We start from the raw sequence: 19,561 nt of genomic DNA, 5'->3' as shown, positions 1-19,561 counted from the left end.
AATTCAATGCCGGACGATAATCTGAGCGCCGACCTTTACGCGGTCATACAGGTCAATGACGTCTTCATTGGTCATGCGAATGCAACCAGAGGAGTTGGCTCGTCCGACAGTCCACGGCTGATTGGTGCCGTGGACGCGATAAAGCGTGTTTCCGATATACAGTGCCCGTGCGCCCAATGGGTTGTTCGGGCCTCCGGCCACGTGCGCAGGCAGGATCCGGCCTTTTGATGCTTCTCTGGATCGCATTTCGGCCGGTGGCCGCCAATCTGGCCAGTCCTTCTTTTTCGAAATCATGTCGCGACTCGACCACTCCAGCCCCTCCTTGCCGACCCCCACCGCGTATCGTAGCGCTTTGCCGCCCCCCAGCATGTAATAGAGGCGCCGCTCCTTGGTGTTGATCACGATCGACCCCTTCGGCTGAGCCTCGCTGAATGTCACGACCTGCCTGGGAATCACCGACTCCTCGGGCACGATTTCTCCGTCGGCCGTCAGGCCGGAAGCACTAGGCGAGACCAGTACATTTCTTCCCCGATCGTATGTCCAACTTCTAGGGTCATAACCGCCGTTCGATTGGGCCTGCGCCGACGCGATTGCGGCAATCGACGCCACGGCGACCAGAACCGATGCACTCAATGCCTCGACAAGACGCGTTGCCACAAACCTCTTGCCTCGAGGAACGCCTGCGGGCACGTCCAACTTCGCGAGCAGGCTGTTGTTTGCCGTCACCGACACCACTCCCTTCCACATTGAACCAATGATCCCGAACCGGTGGTAACCGATTCCGACGCCGTACCATATCGTCTTGCGGTTCCTTCGCAACATTTGGCACAGGTCGTTGATGCGCAATCCAATTGGACTTCCCCTTTTCGAGCGTCCGCGATAGAATGACATCGGCGGACAAACTATGAAGCAAGCGAGGCGGGGCATCACTCGTGCGTCGCTTGCGATAGGACCAATGTGACGGCACGCGGAATCTATCATGCGGATCGGTTGTCGGGAGGCAGGGCTGCCTTTGTCGCCTGCGGCCTTGCCGTGATCCTGGCGCTCGGCGTTGGCTCGCAGCGTGCGGCCGCTGCCGAACCGCGTTGGCCCCCTGGCTCTTACAAATACATCACGATCGATCAGTCGGTGACAGACGCGCTGGTTGAGCTCGGCCGCAACATGCGGGTGCCCATGCGTGTCAGCAAGCTGGTAAAGGGGCGCCTGAGCGCCGGCATGCCGGTTGGAACAGCTCGCGAGTTCCTCGAAGAGATATGCAATCGATATGGATTGATCTGGCATTTCGACGGCATTGTCATGAACGTCGCGACCGAAGCGGAAGTCCAGACGGAAATGATCCCGCTTGATGCCAACATGGCTGCTGGCGCGGAAGACAGGCTTTCACGGCTGGGCGTCAGTGACCCGCGGTTTCCAATAAAGGTCTCCAAGCAAGACGATGTCATCTCGGTATCGGGTCCCCCATCCTACATCGAGCTCGTCAGGAAAACCCTCGGGGTGCCTGCCACGCCGAGCGCCAAGCAGGAGACTGGCAAAGCTGTGTCCGTTCGCGTTTTCCGCGGAAAGCAGGCGGAGGCGCAGATTGTCCCCTCCACCAAACCGAACTAGAACAGGAGGGCAGATTCATGCAAATCGCGCCGATTGGAGCCCTAGAGGCTACGCTTGCAAACTTAACCACCAGCATAAGTTCGCAACAGCAAATCACCGTCGGCGCGGCAGCCCAGCCCGGCAACCGAATGGTGGGCGCCAAGCAAGAAAAGCACGATGCCGCGAAGGTCAATACATCTGAGCGCAGTGATGTCGCCACGCGGGCTGGTCAGCAGGTGGCGCAGCCGCCCGGCACCAATCCGGCAATAGGCGGCCAGGCTTTCAAGCCGGAGAAGACCGAGCCAATCCTCGAGCACAAACTCTTGGACTACTTGGCCGAGACGGAGAAGGCTGCAGGTGGGGTGTTCACCGATCCATCGGCCCTTTTCGGTTCTGCCGTCAAGTCGCTGGAAGGAACCATGCAGCAGGTACAGACGGCTCTTGGCCAGGCTAACGCCCCCCAAAGTGCTGAAAAGGCCGCCGCGCAGGATCGCGCCGACAAGATGGCTCTATCCGGCAAGGAAGGCGAAGACTCCCGAGCCAGGAATGCAGAGCAACTCCTGGAACGATCGATTTCGGTGATGTGGGCGGCCGCCAATCTCGAGGTGGTCACGAGCAGCGTGACGGCTGTCACGTCGTCCACCAGCACGCTGATCAAGCAACAGTAAGCGCCGCGGAGTGTTCGCGCCCATGCCAACCTCGCTGCGGCGTTTAATGCGATTGAATCGATGCGGCGCCAGGTGTCGCGTTGCGCTCGTTGTCATGGGTATGCTTGTGCTCCAGGCGTGTTCGGTGGAGTTGTATTCCAACCTCAACCAACGGCAGGCCAACGAGATCGTGGCCACGCTCATGCGTCACGGGATTCCAGCCCAACGCGAGGCAGGCAAGGACGGCAAGATGACGGTTTCCGTACAGAAGGGCCGCTTCGCCGAAGCTATGGCCATTCTCGACGAGAGCGGCTTGCCCAAACAGGAATTCCAGACGCTCGGCGAGGTGTTCAAGAGGGATGGGCTTGTGTCCTCGCCGGTGGAAGAGCGGGCAACGATGATCTACGGCTTGAGCCAGGAGCTGTCGCAGACGATCTCGGACATCGACGGCGTGCTTTCGGCTCGCGTTCATCTCGTCCTGCCCGAAAACGATCCACTGAGGCAGCAGCTGGTACCGTCGTCCGCCTCCGTGTTCATCCGGCATCGCGCATCCGTTCCGATGAACGAGCTCATCCCGCAGGTCAAGATGCTGGTGGCCAAGGGCATCGCCGGACTGACCTACGACAATGTTTCGGTCACCCTCATTCCGGTTGCAGCGACAGCCCCCAACCAGGAAACCGGCGAGGCCGGTTTCACCACCTTCCTCGGCCTGTGGCTGCATCCCGACAGCGTCGCCGCCGCGATGTCGCTGTTTTATGGCATGGCGGCCGCCATATTCGCGCTGGCTGGTCGGTTGGCCTACATGCAGTGGTATCGACGGCCCAGCGTGTACGCGCTCGATGCTCCCGCAATGCGGGTGAAGAAAACATGACCCAGCGCGGCTCGGAGCAAACTGCCACCCCGGAATGGCAGGCATTCATCTCCAAACCCGCATCTTATGTGGATGCGGCTTGGCTCGCGGAGTGCTTTGACGGAGCGATCGGCGAGGCTGCCTGCGAGCGCATGCTGCGCTCGCAACGCTTGCAGGAGCGACTGTCGAAGCTTCTGCTCGACCGGCATAGGCTCTCTCGAGTGGTCGAAGAGCCGGCCGACGAGGTAGATCGAGCGATCGCCTTATCGTCTGGCGAAGAGTTGGAGGAACTTGCACTTCGCTCGGGCGCGATCTACTGGGCTGGGAGTCTGGCCGCAGTCATTGTTGGGCGTGAAGCGGCCGCATTGCAGGCGGCGCTTGGGGCTGATCTGTGCGCTTTCGCCGTCGCCAACCGCGATCTGGCCGGCCGGATTGAGCGATTGGGGCCGCTGGAAGACATTTCCGGTCGCGTCTATGCCGACGGCCTGAGTTGCCTTGGCGCCTGGTGTCAGATCATGCCGAGCGATACGAGCATGCGGGTGCGTCTCAAGCTGATGCCGCAAGAGCTCATCCACCAGCCGTCAGCCGAACAATTTGCCGAGGCCGGCCCCGCGATTGTTCGACGAGCGATGAGCTAGACGAGATGGTCGAATCGGGCAAAGCGCCGGAAGCTCTGGTGAGGCGTCCCTACGCTCGGATCCTGCGGCCCGCCGAGGTGCGCGCTCTGCAGGATGGGCATGCGTTTCTCGATGAAGCAAGGCGTGATGCGCAGCAGTTGCGCGACGCCGCTCGGCGAGCCTATGCGGCCGAATACGCGCTGGGCTATGACGACGGCAAGGCGCAAGGCGATGCTGAGGCCACGCGGCTAGTCAGCGAGACGGCGGTCAAGGTGGATCGCTATTTTGGTGGGCTGGAATCCGAAGTCGTTGGCCTTGCCGTCGACATCGTCAGGCGAATTCTGGGGGAATTCGACGTCGGCGCGCTTGTCGCCAAAGCCGCAAGACAGGCGGTGACTGAAATCCGCCGCGCCAAATACCTGAAAGTCCGAGTTCATCCCGGGTCCATCGAAAGGGTTCGTAATGAGCTGGACGCAGTCTTGCGCGAAAGTGATCTGGGGATGACGGTTGAGATCGACGCGGATGAGGCGCTGGCTCCCGACGCCTGCATCGTTTCGACCGACTTTGCCGTCGTCGACGCGAGCATCGACGCACAGCTCAAAGCCATAGCTGCCGCGATTGCGTCGAAGACGGAGGTCCGATGACCGCGCCCGCCGCTGATATCGAAAGCCGTCTGGCCTCCATCATCCCGAATTTGCGTTCGGGGCTGCGCGACGATACCGGCCGGCCCAGGAAGGGGCGTGTACGGCGGGTCGCCGGCACGGTCATTCATGCGACTGTGGAGGAGGCACGGATCGGCGAGATATGCGAACTCGTCGACCCTAGGACCGGAAGGGTGACCAAGGCGGAAGTCGTCGGCCTCATGGACGAAATGGCGATCCTTGTTCCGCTGGGCGATTTGGCCGGTCTTTCAAACCTGACTGAGGTCGTGGCGACCGGAAAAGACCAGCAGGTGCCCGTCGGCCCCAGCCTTCTTGGTCGCGTGATCAGCGCGCTTGGCGAGCCGTTGGACGGCAAGCCGCTTTCGTCGGACGGCATCACCGGCAGCTATCCGGTCAATGCCTATCCGCCATCTCCGCTGGAGCGCAGCTTGATTTCCCAGCCGATCCAGCTCGGAATACGCGCCCTCGATGCGCTGCTCACCTGTGCGCGCGGCCAGCGCGTCGGAATCTTTGGCGAACCGGGCGTGGGAAAGTCGATCCTGCTTTCCGATATCGTCAGCGGCACCGATGCCGATGTCGCGGTGGTCGCCCTTGTTGGAGAGCGCGGACGTGAGGTGCGCGAATTCCTCGATCAACAGCTCGGGCCCGAGGGGCGGGCGAGGGCCATTGTCGTTGTTGCGACCTCGGACCGTCCCGCCATTGAGCGTGTCAAGGCTGCCTATGTGGCGACCAGCATTGCCGAATATTTTCGCGACCAGGGCAAGCATGTGTTGCTTGCAATGGACAACCTAACCCGGTTTGCCCGTGCGCACAGAGAGATTGGCCTGGCCGCGGGCGAGCCGCCGACGCGTCGCGGCTTTCCGTCTTCGCTCTTTGCGATCTTGCCCCGTCTGCTCGAGCGGTCAGGCACGGGTCGCGTCGGATCCATCACCAGCCTCTACAGCGTTCTTCTTGAAGGCGACGGTACGCTGGACCCTGTCGCCGAGGAAGTTCAGGCCCTCCTTGATGGCCATGTCTTCTTGTCGAACGAGCTTGCCCAGCGCAACCATTTCCCGGCCATTGATGTCTTGCGCAGCCGAAGCCGCCTCATGGATGCGGTTGTGGCGCCGGCACATCGGTCCGACGCCGGCCACCTGCGCGAACTGCTTGCCCGCTACGCTGACATCGAGCTTCTCCTGCGCGTCGGCGAATACAAAAAAGGCAGCGATCCCGTGGCGGACGAGGCGGTGGTGAAGATCGATGTCATCAACGCCTTTCTGCGTCAGGCGTCCGCCACTCATGAGAGCTTCGAGAGGACACGCCAACTCATGCGGGAGATCGTCGGTGAAAGATCGTGAGATGATCACTCGATTACGCGACCTCAGACGCCGCCGTGAGGACCGTGCACGGGAAGAGGTGATCAGACGGCACGCCGCTTTGGACCGGGCCGCGAGGAAGGGTCGGGAGGCGGCCAGAGCGGTCACGGAGCACCTGCAGCGCACGGTCGATGCCGAAGACGCAGCGTTCGGCTCGCTTATTGGGCATCCGATAAAGGCTGCCAGCCTTCACCAGCTACAGGGACGGTTCGAAATCGCCGCCAGAAAAACCGAGCAGTTGCGTGAAAACGAGAAGATGGCCGGCGTCGCCGAGCAGCAACGGAAAGAGGAACTGTCGGCAGCTCGCAATGATCATCGTGCGGCCATGAAAGCTCTGACGAAGCTGGACGGGCTATTGGAGCATCTGATCAAACGCACCGCACGACGTTGCCTGGCGCTTGCCGAGCTTTCCGAGGAAGAAGAGCGCGGTCCAACGCGCCTGCCCACAGAACGATAGCCCAGTTTGTGATCGAATATGGATGTGATGCCCCAAGCCTTTGCGTCGGGAAAAACGAGAGCGCAGGTAAAGCCGGCAAAACGCAAGGCCTCACGGTCAAGCGTTGGCGAGCGGCTGGTGCTGAACTCTGTTGCGTCTGTCGACGTTGAGGCATTGAACGCCTTCTACCGCCGGCGCGCGCCCGCGGAAATCACGATCGCGGGCAGGGCGGTGCCGATTGCCGCCGTCTGGCCGGCGCCCAACCCTGCCGACCAGTGGTGGTACACCATTGCGTTCTCCGTCGGAGACACGATGGGCAAATTGCGCCTGCCGCTTTCCGTGGTCGAAAGGGGCTTCGCCAGGGCAGACGAACTGGTCGACATGAAGCGGCTGGCCCCCGCCCATGCCGCACTGCTGCTGGAATCCGCGTTTGAAGAGGATCTCGAATGGATTGAGGCCAAGCTGGGCGAGAGTATCGCGCTCACCTCGGTCACACAAACAGAAGCCGTTTCGGTTTCGGGCGAGACCCCGTTGGCTTTTGTCCTGACCGACAGCCAGGAAACGATTGACTGCGTCTTGAACACGAATGACGCCAGCCTGGCGGTTCGGATCGGCCGTCTTTTTGACGAGATCGCCAATGCCGGACCGCCGATCCCGGCCGAATTTCCTCTGCCGATCTGCCTTCGGCGTGGCGCACTCAAAGTAACCCTTGGTGAGCTGAAAAGCCTGCAGGCTGGCGACGTGGTGCTTTTCAGGAATGAGGCGGAAGAACGCAATGCGGCACTCGTCATTGCCGAGCACCTTTATGCGTCGGTGGCTCTGACTGCCGCCGGGCCGCAATTGCTTGCGGCGCCGACCCCCATCGCCGGATCCAATTGGGAGTGGACCATGAACCAGAACACGCCGTCGTCAGTCGGCCAGACCTTGGAAGAGTCAACTCTGGACGAGTTGCCGGTTGTACTCGCTTTCGAAATCGGCCGCACGGCAATGCCTCTCGGAGAAGTGAGGCTGCTTGCGCCCGGCGCCATCGTTTCGCTCCCCGATGTGACGGAGGCGATTGTCGACATCATTGCCAACGGTAAACGTGTTGGCAGTGGCGAGATCGTGCGGATTGGGGAAAGCCTGGGCGTGCGGATCGTTCGTATGTTCGACAATGCTTGAGAATTCGCCCAATCTCCTTGGTATTCTGATCGCCGTCGGCTTCGTCGGGTTGCTGCCTCTGGCGGTGGTCACGATGACAGGGTTCTTGAAGATTTCGGTCGTGCTGTTTCTCATCCGTAACGCACTCGGCGTCCAGCAGATGCCACCCAATCTGGTGCTGTACGGCATAGCGCTTGTGCTCACCGTCTACGTCACGACACCGTTGCTGAGCGAGATGTCTGGCCGACTTCAGGAAGGGCAAGTTCAGTTCCAGACGACTGACGACCTCGCCAGGGCAGCACAACTGGTCAGGGAACCATTGCAGCGACACCTTATGAAATTCACTCAGCCGCAGGAGCGGCAGTTTTTTCTCGATGGAACGAGCCGCCTTTGGCCGGAACAGGCGCGGCAGAACCTGAAGGACGACGATCTCTCGATCCTTGTTCCGGCCTTTGTCGCGTCCGAGCTTACCCGAGCCTTCGAGATCGGTTTCCTGCTTTATCTTCCTTTCCTCATCATCGACATCGTTGTTGCCAATATCCTGATGACGCTCGGCATGATCATGGTCTCGCCGGTCCTTATTTCGATTCCCCTGAAACTATTCCTTTTCGTCGCCATAGATGGCTGGTCGCGGCTGATGCATGGCCTGATCCTGAGTTACGGCTGACGACATTGGCGGGTTCGCATGAGCAATGACTTCATCCTGGCGAAGGTCCAAAGCGCGCTTTTGACGGTGCTGTTCGCGTCCAGCCCAGCGATCATTGCGGCGCTGGCGGTCGGCATCCTCGTCGGCCTTGCCCAGGCGCTGACACAGATTCAGGACCAGTCGCTGCCGCAGACGATCAAGCTTGTCGTGATCCTGCTGGTCATCATCGTCTTAGGTCCTGTGCTTGGGCAGCAGATCGCGCAGCAGGCATCGACGGCTCTGGACGAATTCCCGGTCGTCACACGTTGAGGCACGCGGGTGCCGGTCGAACCACTCTTCGCGTCTGTCAAAGACCTTCAGGTCTATCTCCTGGCAGGCGCTTTCGCGCTCGCTCGCGTGGGTGGTTTCATGCTTCTGATGCCGCTGTTTTCGCGTGTGCCGCTATCAGGGCTTCTACGCAATGGCGTGGCGCTGGCGCTGGCAGTTCCAATCTTTCCAATGGTCGTGAGCAAGCTGACGAACAGCGACATCACGACCACGATGATCGCAGCCTACATTCTCAAGGAGGTTGTGGTCGGTGTAACGCTCGGGCTGTGTATGGGGATACCGTTCTGGGCAGCGGAGGCTGCCGGCGACATCCTCGACCTGCAGCGGGGCTCTACGATGGGGACGCTGATCGACCCTATGATGACGCACGAGACGAGTGCTACCGGCACCTTGCTCGCAGTCATCATGGTCACAATCTACCTGGCTGCCGGCGGCCTGCAGCTTTCCCTGACCAGTCTCTACGAGAGCTACGGCCTGTGGCCGATCGACAGTCTTCTGCCTGTATTCAGCAAGGATGCTGCGGGAATATTTCTGGGTCTGCTGAATCGCATCATGGCGATGGCGCTGACCCTCGTTTTCCCGCTCATCATCAGCATGCTCCTGTCCGACATTGTGCTGGCATTCCTAGCGCGGGCTTCTCCGCACCTGAACGTTTTTGCACTGTCGCTGATCGTCAAGACGCTGGTGTTCAGTCTCGTCTTTGTACTCTATGCGGCTTTCCTGCTCTTCTACATGAACCGGGATCTTGGCTTCCTGCATGAGGCAAGCCGACAGATAGAAGCGATCGGCTGCCGCGAGTGTCAATGAGAATAAATATGAGCAAAAGCTAATAAAAAGCGCCATCCTTCGCCGGCCAATAAATACGATTTATCAATGAGGAAAGATTCTGATGATTTGACAAGCGGCAGACCCGCCGATGATCTTACGCGCTCTCGACGTGTCTCTGAAACGCGCATCCGTTGGAAGCCATGGCTCGCCCGATCACTTTACCGATCTACGAGGATTTGCGAATGGTCGATGCGGGCAGATTGCGCAGACTCGTCAGGATGGGTGCCTATGAAGGGCATACAGGAGGGCTTGCGCGCGGCAAGCTCCAGGCCAACGTCGTGATTGTGCCGCGCAGCTTTGCCGCCGATTTCTATCAGTTTTGTGTGCGCAATCCGAAACCCTGCCCTTTGGTCGGTGTGAGCCGTGCGGGCAGCCCATTTCTGCCAGCGCTGGGCGATATCGACATTCGGACCGATGCACCACAGTATAGCATCTATCACTTCGGCGAAATGATCCGCCAGACCACAGACATCATCGACCTGTGGCGAGATGACTTTGCGGCCTTCGCGCTCGGCAGTTCGCTCACCGTCGAGGCCGCACTTGTCGAACGGGGTGTGAAACTCCGGCGTATCGGCCGTGGAAAAACCACCCCCAAATTCCGCACCAAGATCGAGACGTCCCAAGTCGGACCGTTCGGTGGCGAAATGGTCGTCTCCATGCGTCCGATACGGCATAGCGAGGTCGACAAGGTTCGCGTGCTCACCGCGCGCTTTCCGCATGCGCACGGGTCTCCCGTCCATGTCGGAGAGCCCACGACGATCGGCATCCGAAATTTGATGGCTCCCGACTGGGGTGATGCCGTCGAAGTCTTGGAAGGGGAGGTCCCTGTATTTTGGGCCAGCAGCCTGACCGCCCAAGACGCTCTTGCTCGTGCCGAACTCGCGATCTCCATCACCGTCTCGCCGGGCCACATGCTGATCACAGACGTGGATGCACGAGCGCTGTCTTGGCCTAATTTCGAACTTGGCGCGAGCTTGCAATGATCGTGCTCAAGTCGGAGCTTGCCTGATCCAACGCTCCGAAGCACTTCGACAGCAGGGCGGACGCGAGGATAGGCACCCTTTGCCGCCGTTCGGTTTTCTGAGAGCATGACTGAGTACGCGCAATCCGGAGCCGATATTTCATGGCGACCGACGCGTACTGGATTTCGAAAGCCTGGCGATCGATATCAATCTCGCGTGTCGCCGTCATAGGGTGTGGCACGCATTGAAGGGCGTTCCACGAAGGCTCTATACCATTGTGCCAGTCGTGGCCTTCCCTGCAAGAAGTCGGGCAGTCGGCGGAATTCCAGCCAGCTTAGACAAGTGGCTAGCGCGATGTGGCCGACATGGAGCGGCGCGTCGAATTCGACCTCGCGTTCCACGAAGTCATAGGATTCGATAAGCTTCATCGTCATGCCTGCGCCCAAGGCGGGATAACGCAGATGTTCAGGGCGGCGCTCGTTTTCCCAGCGGATGGAAATGCCTGCGTCGCACATGCCGCCGGCGAGCGCCTGGAGGCGCAAGGCGGACCATTTGGCCCGCCCTGTTTCGGGGATGAGCCGACGATTGCTTTCGAGATTGTCGAGATAGTCGCAGATTACGCCCGAATCGAAGATCGCATACCCATCGTTGAGAACGAGAACGGGCACTTTGCCAAGTGGATTGATCGCAAACGCATCATCGTTGCGATTGATGGGGCTCGTCTCCTGATGAATGACGCGCAGACGTCCGGCAAGCCCGGCCTCGTGGGCAAAGACCAGAACCTTGCGCGCGTAGGGGGAGTGGGTCTGGTAAATGAGTTTCATGGACCCGTTCTGCGCCGAGGTACCGGCCAATCTCGTTCCTTCACCCGACCCGGCACCCTCGTCATGCGTCCCTCTCCAGTTCGGCCTCGGTCACGATGATCAGCACCCGGCTCGATCCATCGAGCGCAAGCTCCTGCGACAGGCCGGAAACCGCGACGGCTGTGGCAAGACCGGCGAGGCCGGCGGCACCCGACGGGGTTGTACCTGGACCGTTTGCCTCGCGAAGCCGGCTCTTCGCGTCGGCAAGCGCCGCTTCGGACACGGCTATGACCCGAGCGTTGCCTTGGCGGAGTACGTCGAGCGCCGATGCAGCTGCTTCGCCACAGGCGAGCATGTCCGCCGACGTTTTGAGATCGCCGGATATCCGCACGGACCGTGCTTGCGACAGTGCGGCCGCGACGCAGGCTGCGGCCTCTGGCTCTACCACGACGATCATGGCTGGAGGCATCAGCCAGTCCTTCAGCCCCGCCGTCAGGGCGGCGGCAAGTCCACCGACACCGGCTTGCACGAAAAGGTGGGTTGGCCTCAGATGGCCAATCTCGTCGACCTGGCGACGAATTTCCGCAGCAAGCACGCCATAGCCAGCGAGGACATCTGCGACAGCTGGGTCATCCGGGTCGCTCGAGGTGTCGGCCACGAGAATGCCTTCTCCGGCGCGGGCCGCCGCAGAGGCCAGATCCACGGCATCGTCATAGGTGCCGTCGACCCGCACGATTTCGGCGCCTTGGGACTCGATACGCCGCACTCGCGCTGCAGGAACGCCCGGGTGGAGGTATATCCTTGCCCTCCCGCCGGCAAACTTCGCCGCCGCGGCGACGGCAAGTCCGTGATTGCCGGCGCTGGCTGTGATCAGTGCCGGCAGCGGCGTCTGGGCCCGCTCTGGATCGAGCAATTCATCGATATCCATCCCGGTAGTGCGAGCGAGAGCGCACAGACCGGCATAAGTGCCGCCGAGGGACTTGAAGCTGCCGAGGGCACGGTGGCCCTCGTTCTTGGCAAGCACCTGGGTCACATCCAGGCTCGCAGCCAGGTTTGGCAGGTCGAGCAGCGGTGTCGGTGCATAAAATGGCGACAGGCGCTGTAACAGCGCCGCAATGAGATCGGGGCCAAGGCCCGGCTGTGTGTCTGTGGTCATGAGGCGAAATTCTATTCCGGAAACGATGCCGCTTGGCGCCTATTGTCGTTGCCCACCTGCCTGATTTCGTCATAGATGCCTGTCCTTATGACGAAAACTGCCGCCCTGGATCGCTTCGACCATGTACTGCTGTCGCTGGTTCAGCGCGACAACCAGATCCCGGCGCGGCGTCTCGCCGAGCAGGTCGGGCTTTCCCAGAGTGCGGTCCTGCGCCGCCTGCGCCGGCTGCGGAAAGATGGCGTGATCGCAGCAGACATTGCCGTCGTTCGTCCGGCGGCCGTGGGCCTGCCGCTAACCATCCATGTGCTCGTTTCCCTAGATCGGGAGAGCGCTGTCGAATTGGACGCCTTCATCGGCAAGCTCCGTGGGCGCTCGGAGGTTCGTCAGGCCTGGTATGTCACCGGTGAAACGGATTTCGTGCTCCTCCTGCAATTGCCGGGGATGGAGGCTTACGATGTCTTCGCGCGGGAAGTCTTCCACACCGATTCGAACGTGAAGGCTTTTCGCACCATCGTGACAATGCGGGAAGTGGTCGGCGCAGCGGATGCGCAGCCGCTATCCATTGCCTGAGTTTGCGGCGTGTCCCCGGCAAGCTGATTGCCCTGCTTGATCCGGAATATCAATCAAGGATGCTGATCGAAACACCTGACGGGTTCGGTTTCCGCACGGACGCACACGAACATCATCGGTGAGCGGCGGGAGCGGGCACGACTTCCTTGCCGATCCTATCGCCTGGAATGGCCGCTATCCTGTAGCTTCGCATCGGTCCGGTCCTCCCTTGTGGTGCTAAACTCGCATGGACCATCGTGCCGGCCTTTGGCAGTGGGGGCCGATGCCGCCGTTACCGCAAATGGTCAACCAAACCGTTCAGCAGGAGCAGCAACGCCCCAGCGACGACAGCCGCGGCAGCATCGTCCAGCATGATGCCGGCCCCACCCCTTACCTTGTCATGCATGATACGGATAGGCCAAGGCTTGACGACGTCGAAAAACCGGAAAGCAAGGAAGCCTGCTGCCCACCAGAGTGGGTCGAGTGGCAGCATGGAAAGTGTCACGGCGGCGCCGAAGGTCTCATCGATGACGACGATCTGCGGGTCCTCCGTCCCGGTACGGGAGATGACATGCGATGACGCCCATACGCCGACGGCGAACAGGGCCGCATAGGCAAGCACCGTCAGCCAAGGCGATGCAGGTATCAGAGCTGCGGCAACAGCCACTCCAACCATTGCGCCGGCCGTGCCCGGCCATATTGGAGATAATCCCGCGCCGACAGAGGTCGCGAGCAGGTAGGCAAACTTGGGTGAAAATTTATGCATCGAGTTTCGGCCGGCTTCCGACGGATGGCAGCAACTTAGTCACATCGTTCGGGTGCGGCCGCCAGACCGCCGGTCGATTTGCTCCGTCAGCTTGGCGAGCACCTTAATCCGCCGGCCGCATCCGCCAAAAAGAAATCGCTGTTGCGTCGGGTTGAGAACGTTGCTGAGCCAGTTCTCCGTCTGCGTTGACAAAGTCAAACGGTAGCGACGGTGGAACAAACCCGCAAATTGCTGGTAAAGCTCGGTGAAACGACATCATCAGAGGAGCCGCCATGATCGCCGGTCTCATGAAAAGTCGCATCGACCCGCTATGGGAGCAGGCCGCCTCTCCGCTGATCGGGATCGGCATGACGCCGAACCAGGTTACGGCCAGCGGGCTCGTGCTCGTCGCTTTGTCGTCGGCCGCCTATGTCTATCACCATTCAAGTCTTGCCTTTGGCCTTTGCCTGGCGTTTGCCTTCACCTTCGATGCGCTGGACGGTGCGGTCGCCCGCCGGACAAATATGAGCACCAAGGCCGGTGGCTATTTCGATGCCGTCGTCGACCGCTATCAGGAATTGGCCGTCTTTGCGGCAATCGGCTGGGTCGCCGATCTGTGGGCGATCGCAATGTTCGCGTTCGCCGGCGGGATCCTCACCAGTTACGCCAAGGCGCGGACGGCGCTGGAAATCCCTGTGGAAAACCACGGTTGGCCGGATTTCTTCGAGCGGATGGAACGCCTGGTGTTCATTTGCGTGCTGCTCGCCGCCGACGGAGTCGCTACCGCCATGGGCGCGGCTTCACCCTGGATTCTGGCGGGCGGGTTCGCGCTGTACGCAGTGCTGGCCAACGCCACAGCGCTGCAACGGATCAGTCGCGCATTCGCGATGCTGAAACGAGCCGACGGGAAGCAGCAGTGAGACCGCCAGAACGCGAGCATCGTATCGACAGCCGTGCGCTTTTCCAACAAAGTCGCGCGTCAGCGCCAGCCCAAGCCGGGGGCGACATGGGTCAGGATCGCCTCGATGACGTGGGCATTGTAGTCGACGCCGAGCTGGTTGGGGACGGTAAGCAGCAGCGTATCGGCCTCGGCGATGGCTTCGTCGCCCTTTAGCTGCTCGATCAGGACGTCCGGTTCGGCGGCATAGGAGCGGCCGAACACGGCAAGCCTGTCTGCCTCGATATAGCCGAAATGATCTCCGCTCTGGTTGCCGCCGAAGTAGGCGCGGTCGCGATCGTCGACCAGCGCAAAAATGCTCCGGCTGACCGACACCCGCGGCTCGCGCGTGTGCCCTGCCGCCTTCCAGGCCTCACGAAAAGCCCGGATCTGTTCGGCCTGCTGGATGTGAAACGGCTTTGCGCCTTCGTCGAATTTGAGCGTGGAGCTCTGCAGGTTCATCCCCAGTTTCGCAGCCCATTCTGCGGTGGCGTTTGTGGCGGCGCCCCACCAGATGCGCTCGCGCAGGCCCTCCGAGTGCGGCTCGACGCGAAGCAGGCCAGGCGGGTTGGGAAACATCGGCCGCGGGTTGGGCTGCGCAAAGCCTTTGCCCAGCAACACTTCGAGCAGCACTCCGGTGTGTCTGCGGGCCATGTCGGCATCACTCTCGCCCTCTTGCGGGGCGTAGCCGAAGTAGCGCCATCCCTCGATCACCTGCTCCGGCGAGCCGCGGCTGATGCCCAGCTGCAGACGCCCTCCGGCGATTAGGTCGGCGGCGCCGGCGTCCTCGGCCATGTAGAGCGGGTTCTCATAGCGCATGTCGATCACCGCCGTGCCGATCTCGATTCGGCTGGTCTTCGCCCCAACCGCTGCCAGCAGCGGGAAGGGCGAGGCGAGCTGGCGCGCGAAGTGATGCACGCGGAAATACGCGCCGTCCGCACCCAGCTCCTCGGCCGCGACCGCCAGCTCGACGGACTGCAAAAGCGCGTCGGATGCCGTCCGCGTCTGCGATTGCGGCGAGGGCGTCCAGTGCCCGAACGAGAGGAAACCAATCTTCTTCATGAAATAGCCAGCCTAGAGGGAAGACAGGTGCAGACTATGCTTCGGCGCAGAGCAAAGCACTTCAAAAATTTTGCCCTGACGGCAATCTTTCAAAGCCGCGCCGGCCGATTTGGGAGAGAGGGCAGGGGATGAGTTCTGGCAGTGCAGAAGGCCAATGTGCGACCGTAAAATGACGGATGGATACCGATCTAGCGGTTGAAATCCAACACGACGGGTAATACCTTGTTGATTATTGGTATTACCGAGGTTCGAACATGACCACCAAAGTCACAGCCAAGGGACAGGTGACTATTCCAAAGCCGGTCCGCGAACTGCTTGGGATCGTCCCGGGCAGCAGAGTCGACTTCCGCCGCGCCGATGACGGCAACGTCGTGATTACGCGCAGTGACAAGAAGCAGCCCGCGAGCCGCTTCGCGAAATTGCGCGGCCATGCCGGCAAGGGTCTCGATACCGACGCGATCATGGCACTGACGCGTGGCGACGTGTGACGCTGGTCGACACCAACGTTCTGCTCGATCTTGTCACCAATGATCCGAACTGGGCGGATTGGTCGATCGCCCAGCTTGAGGCCCAAAGCCTGAATGGACCGCTGTTGATCAACGATGCTGTCTATGCGGAGTTGGCCGTCCGATACGGGCGCATCGAGGATCTCGACGCGTTTCTTGACAAAGCTGGTCTCGAAATCGCTTCGATGCCACGGGCAGCACTGTTCCTCGCGGGAAAGGTCTTTACCCAATACAGGAGATCGGGCGGGTTGCGCTCCGGCGTGCTGCCCGACTTTTTCATCGGCGCCCATGCCGCCGTCAATGGGCTGCCGCTGCTCACTCGCGATGTTGGTCGTTATCGTACCTATTTTCCATCACTCAAGCTGATCGCACCGAACTCGTGAATAGCCCGCCGAATAGGGTCCGCTAGGAAGGTGCCGCGAATGCGAGCACTATCGCGATGAGGATCAACAGCGGCCCCATCCATTTAAAATGGGTTCCAAAGTTGGTCCACCATGCCTGCTGTTGGCCGGGGCGAGCTTGAGAGGGGTCCGAGAAAAATCCGAAGCCGACGCCAGCCATCCACAACCCGGCGCAGAACATGATGAACTCGTCGATGTAATCCGCGACCACGCTTCGAAGCTTTCGAATTTATGCCGCCGCTACATGCGCCGAATTCGAGCCGATATAGTTACGGATCGTTTCGATGATCCGGTCCTGGTCAGCCTCGCTCAGATAGGGATGCATCGGCAGGCACAGGATGCGCTTCGGCAGCCCTTCCGAAACGGCAAGGCCGGTCGGCGTGCGCGGATAATCGCGATAGGCAATCTGGCTGTGCAGCGGTTTCACATAGTAGATGACTGACGGAATGCCCTTTTCACCGAGATGTGCCTTGAGCCCGTCGCGTTTCGGCGTTTCGATGGCGTATTGCGCCCAGGCCGAGCGGCCGCCGCCCAGATTGCGCGCAGCCTTGACGATATCGCCGAGACCTTCGGCATAGCGATTGGCGACCGCTTGCCGCGCCACCATCTCGTCCTCGAGGATGGCCAGCTTCTCTATCAGGATCGCCGCCTGAAGCGTGTCGAGCCGCGAGTTGATGCCGACGCGGACATTGTCGTATTGCGTTTCGCCCTTGCCGTGAAAAGCAAACGAGCGCAGCTGTTCGGCCAGCGCATCGTCATTGGTGAACATCGCACCGCCGTCGCCATAGCAGCCGAGCGGCTTTGCCGGATAGAAGCTGGTCGAGCCGACGGTGCCGAACGAGCCGCACATCTTGCCGTCGGCCGAGCCGCCGGTCGCCTGCGCCGCATCCTCGATGACCATCAGGCCTTCGCGATCGGCGATGGCCATGATCGCCTCGTAATCGGCGGCGAGGCCGAACAGGTCGACGGGAATGATTGCCTTCGGCCTCAGCCGGCCCTCAGCCTTGATCATGGCGATTGCCGCCTCGAGGCTGGCGATGTCGATATTGTAGCTGTCAGCATCGACATCGACGAACACCGGTTCGGCCTTGGTCAGCGCCACCACTTCGGCCGTGGCGGCAAAGGTGAAGCTCGGCACGAACACCGCGTCGCCCGGGCCGATGCCGGCTGCAAACAGCGGCAGCAGCAGCGCATCGGTGCCGTTGGCGCAAGCGACCACATGCTTGGTGCCAATATAGGCGGCGAGCTTGTTTTCGAATTCGGTGACCTGAGGTCCGAGAATATAGCGGCCCTCGTCGACGACATGGTCAATTGCCGCTTTCAGCCTGTCGCGGATGCGTTCGCGCTGCGCGCCAAGATCGATGAACTGCATGTCGGCCTCAAATAGTCAGATAACCGGCCGCTGGTAGCAGACTTGGCACGGCCGAGAAAGCCGCAGGGCAAAACCCTGAATTGCTCAAGTGTCGCAGCCTGTTACCTCTGATTTCCGATCTGCCCTCTTAAACGCGGGGAAATCCGGGCTTCGGCCGGCCTGATACAGGCTTCGCATCCCGCCCGCCAGGCTGGACGAAACATAAAGTGATCGCCGGTGAGCAGTCCATGGGCTGCGCACCAGCCGGTCAAGCGAGTTCATGCCGCCATGGTGGATTGGCGCCGGCCCGCGATACCGTCACCGCTGCGGCCTTGGCGCCGAGCGTCAGCGCCTTTTGGATGGCATCTTCCGGCAGGCTGGCGATTGCCGTCTTCGAGAGCAGGCCCTGTTCGTGCAAGGAAGCAAGGATGCCGGCGTTGAAGGTGTCGCCGGCGCCGACCGTATCGACCACCTCGACCTTGTCCGGTACGACGGTGACCCGGTGCTGGCTGCTGTAACCAACCGCGCCCTCGCTGCCATGGGTGACGACGATCAGCTTCGGACCGCGGTCCAGCCAGTTGCGGACCACGTCCTCATGCGAGCCGGCTTCGCCGAACCAGTTCAGATCCTCGTCCGACAGTTTCACGACGTCGGCCATCGCCATCATGTTGCGGATGCGCCTGAGGTGCTTGGCCTTGTCCGGAATGAAGTTTGGCCGGATGTTGGGGTCGAGCATCATCACGCGGCGCTCATGCTCGCGTCGCATGAACTCCTCGTAGGCCGACCCGGCCGGCTCCGAGATCAGGCTGATGGCGCCGAACAGCATGGCCTCGATCTCGCTGCCGAGTTCCGGCAAATCCTCGATGGTCAGCATGCGCCCGGCGGTGTTCTCGTCGTAGAATGTGTAGGTCGCCTGGCCGTTGGTGAGCCGCACGAAGGCGAGCGTAGTCGGGCGCGGCGAGGTGTGTGCATAGGTGGAACTGACCTTGCTGGCTCCCAGCGCCTCCCTGAGCTGGCCCCCGAACAGATCCGACGACAGGCCGGAGAAGAAGGCAGCGGGCGCGCCGAGCCGGCCAAGCGCAATTGCCGAGTTGAAGACGGCACCGCCGACATAGGGCGCAAAGGCCGACTCGCCCTCCGTCGTGGTGCGCGGCAGCATGTCGATCAGGGCTTCGCCACAGCAGAGGATCATGAAGTCTTGCTTTCCGGCGGATAGATCACGCCCTTGCGGATGATGATGTTGGCATAAAGCCGCGGCTCGCTCGTCGCTACGATCGCGTGCGCGGCCTTGACCCGTGCATAAAAGTCGGCGCCGGCAAGCGCAACCACCTTGCGGCCCGGCACACGCCTGGCGCAGATCGCTTCGATCTCATGATGAACCGGATCGGCGAGCAGGGGATCGCCTTTGGCCGAGGCGCGAAAAAGCGCGTCAGGCACGGCGTCGTCGACAGGCAACACGCTCAATATGGCATCGAGCACCGGGATGAGATGATGGCCGTCGGCGCGGATCAGCCGCCGTGCCTGCTGCTCGGCCGGGTAGTTGCCGTCGACCAGGGCGATCTCATCGCCATGGCCCATGGCGCGCAATATCGCCAGAAGCTCCGGGCCGAGCAGCGCCGGGATGCCGATCAGCATGCTCAGAAGCTCCGGGAAATCGTGGTCGAGCTGATGAGAAAGCGCTCCGATAGCGGCAGGCTGGCGCCACCTAGCGCTCGCGCATGGATGCCGACCGTTCCCTCGCGAACGCCCGGCAGCCTCAGGCCTTCGCCGTCGATCCTGCCGATAGCTTCGATGACGGCACCGACGAGCCGGCGGCGCACGGCGAGCGGCATCCATCCGTCGATCACCGCGGCTTCGAAATCGATGACAGAGGACGCCGCAACGATGGCATAGGCGAGTGCCTGCGAGGCGCTGGTGATCCAGTCGTGGGGGGGGGGGGGGGGGGGGGGCCCCCCGGGCCCCCCCCGCGCGCCCCAGCCGATAGGAAAGCCTGCGGT

25 protein-coding genes and 1 pseudogene are annotated in these 19,561 nt (G+C 61.4%); 16 read left to right on the top strand and 10 right to left on the bottom strand.

The window, feature by feature from the left end; all coding sequences use genetic code 11:
* Positions 1 to 3 precede the first annotated feature (3 nt).
* On the bottom strand, positions 4 to 846 hold the full coding sequence (locus tag NKJ40_RS19225) for a L,D-transpeptidase (protein ID WP_502903731.1): 843 nt from the start codon (positions 844 to 846) through the stop codon (positions 4 to 6).
* 186 nt (positions 847 to 1,032) lie between these two features.
* On the opposite strand from NKJ40_RS19225, the gene NKJ40_RS19220 reads away from it, so the two are divergent.
* The 12 genes from NKJ40_RS19220 to NKJ40_RS19165 all read left to right on the top strand — a co-directional run bounded on the left by NKJ40_RS19220 (position 1,033) and on the right by NKJ40_RS19165 (position 10,075).
* Positions 1,033 to 1,605, top strand: coding sequence for a type III secretion protein (locus tag NKJ40_RS19220; RefSeq protein WP_352467373.1), 573 nt, complete (start codon positions 1,033 to 1,035; stop codon positions 1,603 to 1,605).
* A gap of 17 nt (positions 1,606 to 1,622) precedes the next feature.
* Positions 1,623 to 2,252: a hypothetical protein gene (locus NKJ40_RS19215; protein WP_352467372.1), complete on the top strand. Its 630-nt coding sequence runs from the start codon at positions 1,623 to 1,625 to the stop codon at positions 2,250 to 2,252.
* Between the two features lie 10 nt (positions 2,253 to 2,262).
* Positions 2,263 to 3,102, top strand: a complete 840-nt coding sequence (sctJ, locus tag NKJ40_RS19210) for a type III secretion system inner membrane ring lipoprotein SctJ (RefSeq protein WP_352467371.1) — start codon at positions 2,263 to 2,265, stop codon at positions 3,100 to 3,102.
* Positions 3,099 to 3,719: a SctK family type III secretion system sorting platform protein gene (locus NKJ40_RS19205; protein WP_352467369.1), complete on the top strand. Its 621-nt coding sequence runs from the start codon at positions 3,099 to 3,101 to the stop codon at positions 3,717 to 3,719. The genes sctJ and NKJ40_RS19205 overlap by 4 nt, the downstream gene beginning before the upstream one ends.
* A 5-nt stretch (positions 3,720 to 3,724) precedes the next feature.
* Positions 3,725 to 4,342, top strand: a complete 618-nt coding sequence (gene sctL, locus NKJ40_RS19200) for a type III secretion system stator protein SctL (RefSeq protein ID WP_352467368.1) — start codon at positions 3,725 to 3,727, stop codon at positions 4,340 to 4,342.
* Entirely contained in the window at positions 4,339 to 5,697 is a 1,359-nt protein-coding gene (locus tag NKJ40_RS19195; RefSeq protein ID WP_352467367.1) for a FliI/YscN family ATPase, read from the top strand. The genes sctL and NKJ40_RS19195 overlap by 4 nt, the downstream gene beginning before the upstream one ends.
* Positions 5,684 to 6,172 (top strand): type III secretion system stalk subunit SctO, encoded by a 489-nt coding sequence (sctO, locus tag NKJ40_RS19190; RefSeq protein ID WP_352467366.1) that lies wholly within the window; start codon positions 5,684 to 5,686, stop codon positions 6,170 to 6,172. Before NKJ40_RS19195 ends, sctO begins: the two co-directional genes overlap by 14 nt.
* Positions 6,173 to 6,190: 18 nt before the next feature.
* A complete protein-coding gene (gene sctQ / locus NKJ40_RS19185) occupies positions 6,191 to 7,312 on the top strand; it encodes a type III secretion system cytoplasmic ring protein SctQ (protein WP_352467365.1) in 1,122 nt (373 codons plus the stop codon).
* Complete coding sequence (sctR, locus tag NKJ40_RS19180; protein WP_352454246.1) at positions 7,305 to 7,958, top strand: type III secretion system export apparatus subunit SctR; 654 nt, start codon at positions 7,305 to 7,307, stop codon at positions 7,956 to 7,958. Before sctQ ends, sctR begins: the two co-directional genes overlap by 8 nt.
* An 18-nt stretch (positions 7,959 to 7,976) precedes the next feature.
* The gene (locus NKJ40_RS19175) at positions 7,977 to 8,246 is read left to right on the top strand and encodes an EscS/YscS/HrcS family type III secretion system export apparatus protein (protein WP_352467364.1); all 270 of its coding nucleotides are present in this window, start codon (positions 7,977 to 7,979) and stop codon (positions 8,244 to 8,246) included.
* 9 nt (positions 8,247 to 8,255) lie between these two features.
* Complete coding sequence (sctT, locus tag NKJ40_RS19170) at positions 8,256 to 9,071, top strand: type III secretion system export apparatus subunit SctT (protein WP_352467363.1); 816 nt, start codon at positions 8,256 to 8,258, stop codon at positions 9,069 to 9,071.
* Between the two features lie 161 nt (positions 9,072 to 9,232).
* Positions 9,233 to 10,075 carry a D-glutamate cyclase family protein gene (locus NKJ40_RS19165; RefSeq protein WP_352467362.1) on the top strand — a complete coding sequence of 281 codons (843 nt, stop codon included), beginning with the start codon at positions 9,233 to 9,235 and terminating at the stop codon, positions 10,073 to 10,075.
* A gap of 185 nt (positions 10,076 to 10,260) precedes the next feature.
* Here NKJ40_RS19165 and NKJ40_RS19160 read toward each other — a convergent pair whose 3' ends face one another.
* Entirely contained in the window at positions 10,261 to 10,878 is a 618-nt protein-coding gene (locus tag NKJ40_RS19160) for a glutathione S-transferase family protein (RefSeq protein WP_352467361.1), read from the bottom strand.
* Positions 10,879 to 10,939: 61 nt separating this feature from the next.
* Positions 10,940 to 12,013 carry a pyridoxal-phosphate dependent enzyme gene (locus NKJ40_RS19155; RefSeq protein WP_352467360.1) on the bottom strand — a complete coding sequence of 358 codons (1,074 nt, stop codon included), beginning with the start codon at positions 12,011 to 12,013 and terminating at the stop codon, positions 10,940 to 10,942.
* A gap of 87 nt (positions 12,014 to 12,100) precedes the next feature.
* Here NKJ40_RS19155 and NKJ40_RS19150 point away from each other — a divergent pair, with 87 nt between their 5' ends.
* Entirely contained in the window at positions 12,101 to 12,583 is a 483-nt protein-coding gene (locus NKJ40_RS19150) for an Lrp/AsnC family transcriptional regulator (protein ID WP_352467359.1), read from the top strand.
* A gap of 271 nt (positions 12,584 to 12,854) precedes the next feature.
* On the opposite strand, the gene NKJ40_RS19145 is transcribed toward NKJ40_RS19150, so the two are convergent.
* The gene (locus NKJ40_RS19145; RefSeq protein ID WP_352467358.1) at positions 12,855 to 13,328 is read right to left on the bottom strand and encodes a phosphatidylglycerophosphatase A family protein; all 474 of its coding nucleotides are present in this window, start codon (positions 13,326 to 13,328) and stop codon (positions 12,855 to 12,857) included.
* A gap of 272 nt (positions 13,329 to 13,600) precedes the next feature.
* Between NKJ40_RS19145 and NKJ40_RS19140 the strand changes: the two genes are divergently transcribed.
* Positions 13,601 to 14,227 carry a CDP-alcohol phosphatidyltransferase family protein gene (locus NKJ40_RS19140; RefSeq protein ID WP_352467357.1) on the top strand — a complete coding sequence of 209 codons (627 nt, stop codon included), beginning with the start codon at positions 13,601 to 13,603 and terminating at the stop codon, positions 14,225 to 14,227.
* Positions 14,228 to 14,286: 59 nt separating this feature from the next.
* On the opposite strand, the gene NKJ40_RS19135 is transcribed toward NKJ40_RS19140, so the two are convergent.
* On the bottom strand, positions 14,287 to 15,306 hold the full coding sequence (locus tag NKJ40_RS19135) for an LLM class flavin-dependent oxidoreductase (protein WP_352467356.1): 1,020 nt from the start codon (positions 15,304 to 15,306) through the stop codon (positions 14,287 to 14,289).
* Between the two features lie 254 nt (positions 15,307 to 15,560).
* Between NKJ40_RS19135 and NKJ40_RS19130 the strand changes: the two genes are divergently transcribed.
* Both NKJ40_RS19130 and NKJ40_RS19125 read left to right on the top strand, forming a co-directional pair.
* Positions 15,561 to 15,794 carry an AbrB/MazE/SpoVT family DNA-binding domain-containing protein gene (locus tag NKJ40_RS19130; protein WP_292653638.1) on the top strand — a complete coding sequence of 78 codons (234 nt, stop codon included), beginning with the start codon at positions 15,561 to 15,563 and terminating at the stop codon, positions 15,792 to 15,794.
* Entirely contained in the window at positions 15,791 to 16,195 is a 405-nt protein-coding gene (locus tag NKJ40_RS19125) for a type II toxin-antitoxin system VapC family toxin (protein WP_352467355.1), read from the top strand. Before NKJ40_RS19130 ends, NKJ40_RS19125 begins: the two co-directional genes overlap by 4 nt.
* Positions 16,196 to 16,217: 22 nt before the next feature.
* Here NKJ40_RS19125 and NKJ40_RS19120 read toward each other — a convergent pair whose 3' ends face one another.
* The 5 genes and pseudogenes from NKJ40_RS19120 to NKJ40_RS19100 form a co-directional block, all read right to left on the bottom strand.
* Positions 16,218 to 16,424 carry a hypothetical protein gene (locus tag NKJ40_RS19120; protein WP_292653636.1) on the bottom strand — a complete coding sequence of 69 codons (207 nt, stop codon included), beginning with the start codon at positions 16,422 to 16,424 and terminating at the stop codon, positions 16,218 to 16,220.
* A gap of 18 nt (positions 16,425 to 16,442) precedes the next feature.
* Positions 16,443 to 17,585 (bottom strand): DegT/DnrJ/EryC1/StrS family aminotransferase, encoded by a 1,143-nt coding sequence (locus NKJ40_RS19115; protein WP_352467354.1) that lies wholly within the window; start codon positions 17,583 to 17,585, stop codon positions 16,443 to 16,445.
* Positions 17,586 to 17,832: 247 nt separating this feature from the next.
* Complete coding sequence (locus NKJ40_RS19110; protein ID WP_352467353.1) at positions 17,833 to 18,756, bottom strand: carbohydrate kinase family protein; 924 nt, start codon at positions 18,754 to 18,756, stop codon at positions 17,833 to 17,835.
* A complete protein-coding gene (locus NKJ40_RS19105) occupies positions 18,753 to 19,199 on the bottom strand; it encodes an RbsD/FucU family protein (RefSeq protein WP_352467352.1) in 447 nt (148 codons plus the stop codon). Before NKJ40_RS19105 ends, NKJ40_RS19110 begins: the two co-directional genes overlap by 4 nt.
* Positions 19,200 to 19,201: 2 nt before the next feature.
* Positions 19,202 to 19,561: pseudogene (locus tag NKJ40_RS19100) on the bottom strand (hypothetical protein); the annotation flags it as partial.

This window comes from Mesorhizobium sp. M0119 (assembly GCF_040322615.1).
In the GTDB taxonomy this organism is placed as follows: domain Bacteria; phylum Pseudomonadota; class Alphaproteobacteria; order Rhizobiales; family Rhizobiaceae; genus Mesorhizobium.
This window is presented reverse-complemented; position numbering and strand designations above follow the sequence as displayed.

Bases quoted from the DNA above. Each gene is read 5' to 3' on its own strand.
- NKJ40_RS19130 (WP_292653638.1), top strand. From the start codon at position 15,561: ATGACCACCAAAGTCACAGCCAAGGGACAGGTGACTATTCCAAAGCCG.
- NKJ40_RS19150 (WP_352467359.1), top strand. From the start codon at position 12,101: ATGACGAAAACTGCCGCCCTGGATCGCTTCGACCATGTACTGCTGTCG.
- NKJ40_RS19110 (WP_352467353.1), bottom strand. From the start codon at position 18,756: ATGATCCTCTGCTGTGGCGAAGCCCTGATCGACATGCTGCCGCGCACC.
- sctQ (WP_352467365.1), top strand. From the start codon at position 6,191: ATGGATGTGATGCCCCAAGCCTTTGCGTCGGGAAAAACGAGAGCGCAG.
- NKJ40_RS19145 (WP_352467358.1), bottom strand. From the start codon at position 13,328: ATGCATAAATTTTCACCCAAGTTTGCCTACCTGCTCGCGACCTCTGTC.
- NKJ40_RS19195 (WP_352467367.1), top strand. From the start codon at position 4,339: ATGACCGCGCCCGCCGCTGATATCGAAAGCCGTCTGGCCTCCATCATC.
- NKJ40_RS19140 (WP_352467357.1), top strand. From the start codon at position 13,601: ATGATCGCCGGTCTCATGAAAAGTCGCATCGACCCGCTATGGGAGCAG.
- NKJ40_RS19105 (WP_352467352.1), bottom strand. From the start codon at position 19,199: ATGCTGATCGGCATCCCGGCGCTGCTCGGCCCGGAGCTTCTGGCGATA.
- NKJ40_RS19205 (WP_352467369.1), top strand. From the start codon at position 3,099: ATGACCCAGCGCGGCTCGGAGCAAACTGCCACCCCGGAATGGCAGGCA.
- sctL (WP_352467368.1), top strand. From the start codon at position 3,725: ATGGTCGAATCGGGCAAAGCGCCGGAAGCTCTGGTGAGGCGTCCCTAC.
- NKJ40_RS19165 (WP_352467362.1), top strand. From the start codon at position 9,233: ATGGCTCGCCCGATCACTTTACCGATCTACGAGGATTTGCGAATGGTC.
- NKJ40_RS19155 (WP_352467360.1), bottom strand. From the start codon at position 12,013: ATGACCACAGACACACAGCCGGGCCTTGGCCCCGATCTCATTGCGGCG.
- NKJ40_RS19135 (WP_352467356.1), bottom strand. From the start codon at position 15,306: ATGAAGAAGATTGGTTTCCTCTCGTTCGGGCACTGGACGCCCTCGCCG.
- NKJ40_RS19115 (WP_352467354.1), bottom strand. From the start codon at position 17,585: ATGCAGTTCATCGATCTTGGCGCGCAGCGCGAACGCATCCGCGACAGG.
- sctR (WP_352454246.1), top strand. From the start codon at position 7,305: ATGCTTGAGAATTCGCCCAATCTCCTTGGTATTCTGATCGCCGTCGGC.
- NKJ40_RS19175 (WP_352467364.1), top strand. From the start codon at position 7,977: ATGAGCAATGACTTCATCCTGGCGAAGGTCCAAAGCGCGCTTTTGACG.
- NKJ40_RS19215 (WP_352467372.1), top strand. From the start codon at position 1,623: ATGCAAATCGCGCCGATTGGAGCCCTAGAGGCTACGCTTGCAAACTTA.
- NKJ40_RS19160 (WP_352467361.1), bottom strand. From the start codon at position 10,878: ATGAAACTCATTTACCAGACCCACTCCCCCTACGCGCGCAAGGTTCTG.